This is a genomic window from Marinobacter sp. (assembly GCF_048259445.1).
Taxonomy (GTDB): Bacteria; Pseudomonadota; Gammaproteobacteria; order Pseudomonadales; family Oleiphilaceae; genus Marinobacter.
On sequence record NZ_JBLXHQ010000004.1, the window covers coordinates 252,830 to 261,592 of the forward strand.

Below are 8,763 nucleotides of genomic sequence, written 5' to 3' on the forward strand. Positions count from 1 at the left end.
GGATTTCCTGATAGAATTGCCTGAATAAACATCCGTTCTAGCGAAGCATTCAGGCTCTGCGCCTGGCTTTTAGTTATGACCACACACAAACGGTCAGAATTGAGCATTAAATGATCAAATCCGAATCTTTAGAAGACACCCAAAAACTCTCCGGAACCCCTGATAGAACAGGGATAGAGCCTTCCCGGCGCTTCTGCGTGGCCCCGATGATGGATTGGACCACCCCACACTATCGCTACCTCGCTCGCCAGTTAAGCCGGCACACCCTGCTCTATACAGAGATGGTTACTACTGGCGCATTGATTCACGGGGATACTGAGCGGTTTTTGCATCACAATTCCGCCGAATACCCGTTAGCACTTCAGCTTGGCGGCAGTGATGCCGGTGAGCTGGCGCATTGTGCAAGGTTGGCGGAGCAGTTTGGCTTCAGTGAGGTAAACCTGAACGTTGGCTGCCCCAGCGACCGGGTTCAGAACAACATGATCGGCGCATGCCTGATGGCGCACCCGGATAAAGTGGCAGAAGGCGTCAAAGCGATGATTGAAGCCACGCAGCTGCCGGTTACCGTCAAGCATCGTATCGGCATTAATGGCCGCGAATCCTGGGAAGATCTTTGCGAGTTTGTGGACAAGGTAAGCGACGCCGGGTGCCAGACATTTATTGTGCATGCCCGCATTGCCGTGCTTGAAGGCCTGAGCCCCAAGGAAAACCGGGATGTTCCCCCATTGAAATACGATTGGGTATACCGCCTGAAGCAAAAATATCCGCACCTTGAGATCATTATCAACGGCGGTATCAAAACCTTTGAAGAATGCCATGAGCACTTGAAGCATACTGATGGCGTGATGTTAGGTCGCGAGGCCTATCACAACCCCTGGCTTCTCGCTGGCGTAGACCCTGAGTTCTTTGGTACCGAGGCTCCCATTGGCTCACGCCATGATGCTCTCAGAGCCATGTACCCGTTTATTCAGAGCGAGCTGGAGCGCGGCGTTTTCCTCGGTCATATATCCCGACACCTGCTGGGGCTTTTCCACGGCGTACCCGGTGGGCGCCAGTTCCGTCGCTATATCAGCGAAAATGCTCATAAGCCCGGCGCAGATCTGGGAGTAATCCAGACCGCTCTGGAAAAAGTTCGGGAGCCCGTGCAGCAGGTAGTGAGTGAGGCGACAGAGAGCGCCTGACCGCGACCTTTTGGCATTATTACCAGAACCTTACTTTTTGCTGTCTTGTTCCTGTCTTGGCAGCCCGCTATTGTAGATGTACAACCCACATCCGGGATTCGGATGTGCTGAAAAAAATAACTCGGACGACAGCACGAATGGCCAACAAGCTCGACCAACTGAAAACCATGACCACGGTAGTGGCGGATACCGGTGATATTGGCGCCATTGCCCAGTGGCGCCCACAGGACGCCACAACAAATCCATCACTTCTACTCAAGGCCGCCGCTTCCGACGCCTATCGGCCTATGCTCGATAAAGCGGTTGCGATGGCGCGCAAACAAGGCGGCTCTGATACCGAACAGCTGACTGTGGCAACCGATATGCTGGCGGTTCTGGCGGGCCAGGAAATACTGAGCCTGATACCCGGTGTGGTTTCGACAGAAGTTGATGCGCGGTTGTCATTTGATACGGAGGCTACGCTCAGGCGCGCCCGTCGTCTGGTCGAGCTCTATGACCAGCAGGGAGTGGATACCCGCAGGGTTCTTATCAAGATTGCGTCTACCTGGGAAGGCATCCGTGCGGCGGAGATACTCGAACAGGAGGGCATTCGCTGCAATCTCACACTTCTGTTTTCATTTGTGCAGGCTGCAGCTTGCGCTCAGGCAGGGGCATTCCTGATTTCGCCTTTCGTCGGGCGCATACTGGACTGGCACCTGGCCAGCAGTGGCCGGGATAGTTTTCCTCCCGTCGAGGACCCCGGTGTGCTCTCGGTCGCCCGGATCTATAATTATTATAAGGCCAATGGTTTCAGCACAGTGGTTATGGGTGCGAGTTTCCGCAATACCGGAGAAATTGAAATGCTGGCAGGCTGTGACCGTCTTACCATCAGCCCGGCATTACTTCAGGAGCTGCAAGACGACAACGGTAATCTTGAGCAGAAGCTTTCGGCCTCTGGAGCCACTTCAACCGATGGCTTCGGAATTCTGGATGAAAAGCGGTTTCGTTGGGAATCCAATGAAGACGCAATGGCCACCGAAAAGCTGGCAGACGGTATTCGCCGCTTTACCAGCGACCAGATTGAGCTGGAGAACCGGGTTCGCCAGCTGGCCAGTAAAGCGGCCTGATTTTCAATGCACCTGAATGGTCATATCCGATTATGATTGAGAGCCTGAAAAAACTGTTTAGTGCACCGCAAACAGAGCATCCTAAACTTGATGCCCATCAGCTTGCGGTTGCTGCAACCGCTTTAATGGTGCAGCTTTCGCGGGTAGATCACAATGAAGACGAGCGCGAACTGCAGGCTATCGTGGAATGTGCGATTAAAGCCCACCAGGTAACCCGGGAAGAAGCGGAAGAGATTCTCAGTGATGCGCTGGCGCATGCTGACGATGCCACTTCACTCTATGAATTTACCGGGCAGATAAATGAAAATCTGGATCAGGAGGGCAAACAGTCGCTGCTGGAAAATATCTGGCACGTCGCGCTCGCGGATGACCGCGTCGATAAATACGAAGAACACCTTATTCGCCGTATGGCAGACCTGCTGCATCTTAACCATCGGGAATTCATACAGGCGCGACACAAGGCAGAGAGCGCTCGCTCCTGACCGGAACATAACAAAGGAAATCGCATGCTAGCCATTCTTCATCCAAACACAACTCTGGACAGTGAAGCCTACCGCCAGACGATGCACTTCCTGGAGAATCTGCCGGGCGTATCGGTGCGGGTGCATGAGATTCAGGGTGTCAGCCAGCGGCTGACAGAGATATACCTGCTGGGCGATACAAAGCCCCTCGACATGGCAGAAATTGAAGCCCTGCCGGCAGTAGAACGAGCCATTCGGATATCCGACGACTACCGGATTCTGGGGCGCCATAGAGATGACAACCGTCAGACAGGCTTCAGCTATAACGGTGTGGATTTCAACCAGTCCAACCTTAATATTTTCGCAGGGCTCTGCGCCGTGGATGTTCCCGAGCATGTGGAAATGATGCTGAAGGCCCTTGAAGATAACGGTCAGGTTTGCACGCGCATGGGTGCCTACAAGCCTCGCACAAACCCCTATTCGTTCCAGGGTCACGGCAAAGGCTGCCTACCATGGGTATTTGAAAAAGCAGGCAAGCACGGTATCAAAGTGGTCGCCATGGAAATAACCCATGAAAGCCACATTGAAGAAATCGATACCTGCCTTGAAAAACTCGGGCGCCCTACCGGTGTCATGCTTCAGGTAGGAACCCGGAACACCCAGAACTTTGAACTGCTCAAAGCGATTGGCCGGCAGAGTACCTATCCGGTTCTGCTCAAACGTGGCTTCGGTATCACCCTGAACGAATCCCTTAATGCTGCGGAATACCTTGCCAGCGAAGGCAATGCAAACGTCATTTTCTGCCTGCGCGGGATGAAAACCGAAGCTGGCCAACCGCATCGTAACATGGTGGATTTTGCTCACGTGCCGGCGGTTAAACGGCTGACCCGTATGCCTGTTTGCGTCGATCCGTCTCATTCGGTAGGCACCCGTGAGAAGTCGCCGGACGGGATTCTGGATGTTATGCACGCAACGGCTCAGGGTGTCATCGCAGGGGCCAACATGGTTCTCGTGGATTTCCACCCTAAACCAGAAAAAGCTCTGGTAGATGGTCCTCAGGCGCTGCTTATGAACGAACTTCCGGCCTACCTGGAAGACATTCAGCTTTGCCACGACACCTGGATAAAGCGCCAGGCCATTTACCAACGTCTGAAAGGTGAAGCATCGGAATGATCGTCTACGGTCACCGGGGCGCCAAAGGTGAAGCCCCAGAGAACACCCTGGCTGGTTTCAGCCATGCCTACCGGCAGGGTGTTCGGCATTTTGAACTGGATCTGGTGCTATCGAAAGATGGCAAGCCCGTGCTGGTTCACGATCTGACCACTGATCGCACGACAGGCCAGAAAGGCCAGGTGAGCCAGTATACGGCAGCAGAACTTGCGGCCATGGACGCCCGTCGCAACACAATCTCGTGGCCGGTAAGAACCGGAATCCCTACGCTGGAAGATCTGCTTGATCAGTTTGGTGATGTCGAGCATTTCCAACTGGAAGTAAAAAAAGATTCTCGTGCCAGACTGAACATTCTCTGCAATCGTTTAACGGAAATCATCCAACACCGTAATCTCTACAAGACGGCGGCAATTACGTCGGCAGACACCTGGTTTCTGAAAGAAATACGAAGAAGAAACAAGCGCATTCGTACCGGGCTGGTAGCCGAGCGTAGGTTCCCACGGCCGCTCGGCGTAGCAACGCGGCTAGGCTGCCACTACCTGTGCATAAATTGGAAGCTTTGTTCGCCAGAGCTGGTTGAAACTGCTCGTAAAAGAGAAATGCATGTTTCCTGCTGGACGGTTAATCGCATTCAGGACATGCTTCAGCTGGAAGCCATGGGCGTAGACAGTATCATTACAGATTACCCTACAAGCACGCGTATGTACTTTGATAACCGCTCACGTGCTGCCGTTTCATTGCCTGACCGCCAGGAGAACACAACGGCGGGTAATGAGGCATTACCCGCCAACTGAGCACCAACCGCTCAAAAGATCCGGTTCAGGCCATTCAATGCAGCTACCCGATAAGCTTCTGCCATGGTCGGGTAGTTAAAGGTAGTGTTGATAAAGTAGTCGAGAGAATTGGCTTCGCCCTTCTGGTTCATGATGGCCTGGCCGATGTGAACAATCTCGGCTGCCTGGTCCCCAAAGCAATGAATGCCGAGAATTTCTCTGGTCTCACGATGGAAGAGCAGTTTCAGCATACCAACAGCCTCGCCGGTAATCTGGGCCCGGGCAAGATCCTTGAAAAAGGCCTGACCAACTTCATAGGGCACCTTGGCTTCTGTCAGCTCACGCTCGGTTTTACCAACAGAACTGATCTCGGGAATCGTGTAGATGCCGGTCGGCACGTCTGAAACAAACCGGAAGTGTTCATCCTGGACAATAGCCGAGGACGCAGATCGCCCCTGGTCATACGCGGCACTGGCAAGGCTTGGCCAGCCGATGACATCACCGGCTGCGTAGATGTTTTCCACCTCTGTGCGATAGTGTTCATCAACCGCCAGCTGGCCACGACCGTTGGCAACCAGCCCTACGTTCTCAAGCGCCAGACCATCCGTGTTCCCTGTTCGACCATTACACCAGAGAAATGCATCCGCCCGGATTTTCTTGCCAGACTTCAGGGAAAGCACGATGCCATGATCATCGCCGTCCACAGACGCATATTCTTCGTTGTGGCGTACCAGCACGCCATTGTTGCGCAGGTGGTAGCTCAGAGCATCCGAGATTTCATCATCAAGGAATGACAGCAGGCGGCTCCCCGGGTTAATCAGATCAACCTTCACACCCAGGCCGGCAAAGATAGATGCGTATTCCGAACCGATAACGCCGGCACCATAAATGACCAGCGTGCGAGGTGTGTGAGATAGATTGAGAATCGTATCCGAGTTGTAGATCCGATGATGACGAAAATCCACATCGGGCGGCAAGTACGGGCGTGAGCCGGTCGCAATCACTACCTGTTTGAAGTGCAGTGTCTCAACAGACTTGCTGCCGCGGACTTCGAGCCGGTTGTTGTCGAGAAACGACGCGCGCCCGTTGATCAGATCTACACGGTTGCGGGAATAGAACTGGGTTCTCAGTTTTACCTGTTTGCCAATAACCTTCTGTGCGTTTTGCAGCACCCGGGGAAACGAGAACCAGCGCGGCTCGCCGATATCCCGGAACATCTGATTGGTGTTGAAGGTAATGATCTGTTTGACCGAGTGACGCAAAGCCTTGGAAGGAATCGTGCCCCAATGGGTGCAGTTGCCTCCCACTGTCGGCTTGTCTTCAACGATAGCAACACGCTTGCCATGCTTCGTCGCGTTCATTGCCGCACCTTCACCGGAAGGACCAGCACCGATAACGACGACGTCGTAATGATGTTCTGCCATGCGCGCAGTGACTCCTTATTTACGTCATGAAAAAATAATTGTGATTATTTGAAATCTGCCAGCGTTTACTGCTTGCGACCAGCCCTGGTCGCATCATAGGCCAGTTCTTCTGGGGCTAGAGCCTCTGAAGCCACGCGCTGGTTCTCCTCTTCACACTTCTGGGTGTTACCACCACAAATATCACAGGACGAGCTGATGCCAAGCGCACCAATACCGCCACAGGTGCCGCTGATCGGCTTACGACCGAAAATCACGCCAACAGACATGCCGGCTACCAGCAGAACCACAATCAACAGAACCAAAAGAAAGGTACCCATGTTGCCCTCCCCTTACTGAGTAACATAGGACGAAAACGCCGGAGTCTGATGACCCTCAAAACCGTTTTCTGTCCGGATAATAAAATAGGCGGGAATATTCTCCCGCGTTGCGAGCGCACTCGCCCGCTCATAACCCATTACAGTGAAACCGGTCGCCAGTGCGTCGGCACTCATGCTGTCATCTGCGATAACCGTTACAGAAGCCAGATTATGCGTTATCGGCTTTCCCGTCTCAGGATCTATTGTATGGGAGAAACGTCGCCCTTCCGATTCGTAATAGTTACGATAGTCTCCGGAAGTGGCCATTGCGCGGGAAGGCAGTGCAACAATAAGGTTGATCATATGCTCTGCACCTTCCACCGGCTGCTCGATAGCAAGCCTCCACACGCTACCGTCGGGCTTCACCCCGCTGGTGCGGACTTCTCCACCTATTTCTACGAGATACGACTCTATTCCCTCACTATCGAGATAACGGGCCACCACGTCTACACCGTAACCTTTTGCGATCGCAGAAAGGTCAATGTACTGGGGCAACGCTGCCTTTACTGCGGGCGGATCAGCCCGGAGCGCAAGCTGTTCGAAACCCGTTGAAGACAGAACTCGGGCCAGGCTTTCTTCTGAAGGGATCTGTTCAGGTCTTGCATCCGGCCCGAAGCCCCAGAGATTCACTACTGGCCCGATGGTTACGTCGAACGCACCGGCTGTCAGCCGCGAAATCTCATCGGCTTTAGCCAGCACCTCATAAAGCCCTTCAGATACCGAAACCCAGTCCGACTGATCTTCTTGACGGTTCAGCTTTGAAAGTTCTGAATCTTTCCGCCAGGTCGACATGGAAGCATCAACGCCTTCCAGCGCTTCATCAATGCCGTTTGCAAGTGTTTCCAGCTTCTCGTGATCTGTCGGAGCGACAACGCTGATATGGTATGTAGTGCCGAACACCGGGCCTGAGATTTCCCAGACTTCTTCGTCTGGCTGAAACGAGCAACCCGCCAGGGCCACCAGTGCCAGCATCATAAAGATGCTGACAGAGGCCGCCCTGGCGGGTTGAAACATGCGGAATGTCATCTGAAAGGTTTAACCTCCGAAGTCATCCAGCATGATGTTCTCGTCTTCAACACCCATATCCTTCAGCATCTTGATAACCGACGCGTTCATGATAGGGGGGCCACACATGTAGAACTCACAGTCTTCAGGAGCAGGATGATCCTTCAGGTAGTTCTCGTAGAGTACGTTATGGATAAAGCCTGTAGGGCCTTCCCAGTTGTCCTCCGGCTGTGCGTCAGAAAGGGCAACGTGCCACTCGAAGTTATCATTCTCTTCGGCAAGCCCGTCAAAATCTTCCACATAGAACATCTCACGGACGCTTCGGGCACCGTACCAGAAGCTGATCTTGCGCTTAGAATTCAGGCGCTTGAGCTGATCAAAGATATGGGAACGCATGGGCGCCATACCGGCACCACCGCCGATAAACACCATTTCGGCCTCGGTCTTCTTGGCGAAGAACTCACCGAATGGCCCCATCACCGTAACCTTGTCACCTGGCTTCAGGTTGAACACATAGCTGGACATAATGCCCGGCAAGTGGTCAGTGCCCGGAGGCGGTGTAGCAATACGGATATTGAACTTGAGAACACCCTTCTCTTCCGGATAGTTCGCCATGGAATAGGCGCGGATGGTCTCTTCCTTGTTGATGGCCTTGTAGCGCCAGATGTCGAGCTTGTCCCAGTCACCGTGAAACTCTTCTTCAATGACAAAATCCTTGAAGCCGATTTCATACGGAGGGCACTCAAGCTGGACATAACCACCAGCGCGGAAATCTACTTCCTCGCCCTCTGGCAGTTTGAGCACCAACTCTTTGATAAAGGTGGCCACGTTATGGTTGGAGACAACCTCACACTCCCACTTTTTAACACCAAAGAACTCTTCAGGAACCTCAACCTTCATGTCCTGCTTGACCGGCACCTGGCACGACAGGCGCCAGCCTTCCTTCTCTTCACGATTCGTGAAGTGGGTCTTTTCCGTCGCCAGCATCGCGCCGCCGCCTTCAAGCACCTTGCACTTGCACTGCGCGCAGGTACCGCCGCCACCACAAGCTGAAGACAGGAAAATACCACTACCAGCCAATGTGCCCAGAAGTTTGCCGCCGGCTTCCGTTTTCACGGTGTGTTCCGGGTCGTCATTGATTTCGATGGTCACTTCACCGGTGCTTACCAGTTTGGATCTCGCCGCGAGGATGATCGCCACAAGCGCCAGAACGATAACGGTGAACATGACCACGCCGAGTATTATTTCTGTATACATGGTCTCGCCTTTTCGTTAAACCGAATCACC

The 8,763-nt window shown here is 53.5% G+C and carries 9 protein-coding genes; 5 read left to right on the forward strand and 4 right to left on the reverse strand.

All coding sequences use genetic code 11. From position 1 onward, the window contains the following. Window positions 1-110 precede the first annotated feature (110 nt). The 5 genes from dusA to ACN0RL_RS05185 all read left to right on the forward strand — a co-directional run bounded on the left by dusA (window position 111) and on the right by ACN0RL_RS05185 (window position 4,712). Entirely contained in the window at window positions 111-1,181 is a 1,071-nt protein-coding gene (gene dusA, locus ACN0RL_RS05165) for a tRNA dihydrouridine(20/20a) synthase DusA (RefSeq protein WP_417514373.1), read from the forward strand. Window positions 1,182-1,318: 137 nt separating this feature from the next. Then, window positions 1,319-2,287 carry a transaldolase gene (gene tal / locus ACN0RL_RS05170; protein ID WP_417514376.1) on the forward strand — a complete coding sequence of 323 codons (969 nt, stop codon included), beginning with the start codon at window positions 1,319-1,321 and terminating at the stop codon, window positions 2,285-2,287. Window positions 2,288-2,319: 32 nt separating this feature from the next. Then, window positions 2,320-2,769: a TerB family tellurite resistance protein gene (locus tag ACN0RL_RS05175; RefSeq protein WP_417514378.1), complete on the forward strand. Its 450-nt coding sequence runs from the start codon at window positions 2,320-2,322 to the stop codon at window positions 2,767-2,769. Window positions 2,770-2,793: 24 nt separating this feature from the next. Further along, window positions 2,794-3,921: a 3-deoxy-7-phosphoheptulonate synthase gene (locus tag ACN0RL_RS05180; RefSeq protein WP_417514380.1), complete on the forward strand. Its 1,128-nt coding sequence runs from the start codon at window positions 2,794-2,796 to the stop codon at window positions 3,919-3,921. After that, window positions 3,918-4,712, forward strand: coding sequence for a glycerophosphodiester phosphodiesterase (locus ACN0RL_RS05185; protein WP_417514382.1), 795 nt, complete (start codon window positions 3,918-3,920; stop codon window positions 4,710-4,712). Before ACN0RL_RS05180 ends, ACN0RL_RS05185 begins: the two co-directional genes overlap by 4 nt. Before the next feature lie 11 nt (window positions 4,713-4,723). On the opposite strand, the gene sthA is transcribed toward ACN0RL_RS05185, so the two are convergent. The 4 genes from sthA to nqrF form a co-directional block, all read right to left on the reverse strand. Continuing rightward, window positions 4,724-6,115 carry a Si-specific NAD(P)(+) transhydrogenase gene (gene sthA, locus ACN0RL_RS05190; protein ID WP_417514384.1) on the reverse strand — a complete coding sequence of 464 codons (1,392 nt, stop codon included), beginning with the start codon at window positions 6,113-6,115 and terminating at the stop codon, window positions 4,724-4,726. A 65-nt stretch (window positions 6,116-6,180) separates the two neighbouring features. Beyond that, window positions 6,181-6,432, reverse strand: coding sequence for a (Na+)-NQR maturation NqrM (gene nqrM, locus ACN0RL_RS05195; RefSeq protein WP_417514386.1), 252 nt, complete (start codon window positions 6,430-6,432; stop codon window positions 6,181-6,183). A 12-nt stretch (window positions 6,433-6,444) separates the two neighbouring features. Next, window positions 6,445-7,497 (reverse strand): FAD:protein FMN transferase, encoded by a 1,053-nt coding sequence (locus ACN0RL_RS05200; RefSeq protein ID WP_417514388.1) that lies wholly within the window; start codon window positions 7,495-7,497, stop codon window positions 6,445-6,447. A gap of 9 nt (window positions 7,498-7,506) precedes the next feature. Next, a complete protein-coding gene (gene nqrF, locus ACN0RL_RS05205; protein WP_417514390.1) occupies window positions 7,507-8,733 on the reverse strand; it encodes an NADH:ubiquinone reductase (Na(+)-transporting) subunit F in 1,227 nt (408 codons plus the stop codon). Between the last annotated feature and the right edge of the window lie 30 nt (window positions 8,734-8,763).

Coding starts and splice junctions, on each gene's coding strand:
- dusA (WP_417514373.1), top strand. CDS start 111: ATGATCAAATCCGAATCTTTAGAAGACACCCAAAAACTCTCCGGAACC.
- tal (WP_417514376.1), top strand. CDS start 1,319: ATGGCCAACAAGCTCGACCAACTGAAAACCATGACCACGGTAGTGGCG.
- ACN0RL_RS05175 (WP_417514378.1), top strand. CDS start 2,320: ATGATTGAGAGCCTGAAAAAACTGTTTAGTGCACCGCAAACAGAGCAT.
- ACN0RL_RS05180 (WP_417514380.1), top strand. CDS start 2,794: ATGCTAGCCATTCTTCATCCAAACACAACTCTGGACAGTGAAGCCTAC.
- ACN0RL_RS05185 (WP_417514382.1), top strand. CDS start 3,918: ATGATCGTCTACGGTCACCGGGGCGCCAAAGGTGAAGCCCCAGAGAAC.
- sthA (WP_417514384.1), bottom strand. CDS start 6,115: ATGGCAGAACATCATTACGACGTCGTCGTTATCGGTGCTGGTCCTTCC.
- nqrM (WP_417514386.1), bottom strand. CDS start 6,432: ATGGGTACCTTTCTTTTGGTTCTGTTGATTGTGGTTCTGCTGGTAGCC.
- ACN0RL_RS05200 (WP_417514388.1), bottom strand. CDS start 7,497: ATGACATTCCGCATGTTTCAACCCGCCAGGGCGGCCTCTGTCAGCATC.
- nqrF (WP_417514390.1), bottom strand. CDS start 8,733: ATGTATACAGAAATAATACTCGGCGTGGTCATGTTCACCGTTATCGTT.